Annotated in this window: 1 protein-coding gene; it reads right to left on the reverse strand. The window is 58.3% G+C overall.

What is annotated here, in order from left to right; all coding sequences use genetic code 11:
* Positions 1–1,459 (reverse strand): putative bifunctional diguanylate cyclase/phosphodiesterase (locus tag NW818_RS14020; RefSeq protein WP_414424911.1); only part of this gene is annotated, 1,459 nt, incomplete at both ends.

The raw sequence follows: 1,459 nt of genomic DNA on the forward strand, positions 1-1,459 counted from the left end.
AAATCGTCCAGCATCACACGCACACCCAGCGCCTTGAGCGGAAGCAACTGTGACAGAACCAGATCGAGATCGTTCAGCGCCGCCTTCTCGGTGATTTCGATGGTCAACGCCGCACCGGGTAAACGATGATGATGTAATATCTGTTGCACCTGCGCAAACAGATCCGCCTGATCGAGATGCTGACTGTGGATATTGACGCTGATCGGCATATCTGCGGCTGCGCCAAACCGGTCACGCCAGCGACGCGCCTGACGGCAGACTTCGGCGATACTCCAGTTGCCGAGCGTCGGGATGATGCCGGCTTCCTCGGCAATCGGCAAGAAACTATCGGGGAACAGCAGTCCGTGGTACGGGTGTTGCCAGCGCATAAGCGCTTCGAAGCCGTACACCTCACCACTGCACAGATCGACAATCGGTTGATAGTGCATCTCCAGCGTCTGATGCTGTACGGCCTGGCGCAGCTCGATTTCGAGTTGCAACTGCCGTGCAGCCTCCGTGTGCATCGCTTCCTCGAACATGACAATCCGTGACCGTCCACGCGCTTTCGCCTGATGCAATGCCGTATCAGCATTGTGCAGCAGCGTCATCGCATCCTTCGCCCGACCATCATCGACCGCAATGCCAATACTGACGCCGACGGTCAACGAATGCTCCCGCACCATGACCGGATGGCTCAGTGTATGTTGAATACGCTGCGCAACACGCCAGATATCCTCTACCGATCCCGGCGTGTCGATCACCACGGCAAATTCATCGCCGCCGAAACGGGCTACCGTATCGCCTGGTCGGGTGATGTGCTTCAATCGACCTGCAATAGCGATCAACAGCTCATCGCCAACAGCGTGCCCCAAACTATCGTTGATCTGTTTGAAACGATCCAGATTGATCAGCAGGACGCCGCATGGTGACGACCGTTCCCGACTCTGCCGATCTAACGCCTGTTGCAACCGGTCGATCAGCAACGTCCGGTTTGCCAGACCGGTGAGTGGATCGTGTGATGAAAGATACGCCAGGCGCGCTTCGGTCAATTTTCGCTGCGTCACATCGGTATGCACAGCAATCAGGGCAATCGCCCGCCCTGAGGGATCCAGCACCGGATCGAGATTCACATGCACACTGAGCGCATTGCCATGATGATCAATCAGGCGCATCTCGCCACGGTACGACTGACCGTTGCGCACCGCTGCCAGCGCCGCGCGCGCCACGCCGGGATCACGATACAGGCGCTGTAAACCGCCAGCCGCCCGCAGATCATCGAGCGTCAGGCCGACCATGGCTTGAAAGGCAGGGTTCTGATAGTACGGGACGCCGTCAAGATCGGCAATGACGATGCCGTCGCTGGTGCTAGAAATAGCCGCTATCATCAGGCGCAGATCGACATCGAGGCGATGCTGCCGCGACGCGGCGCGCAAGATCGCCAGGTAGGCATCATCTGAATGCTCATCGAGCACATGGAGCA

The organism is Synechococcus sp. R6-5 (assembly GCF_047461775.1).
Taxonomy (GTDB): domain Bacteria; phylum Cyanobacteriota; class Cyanobacteriia; order Thermostichales; family Thermostichaceae; genus Thermostichus.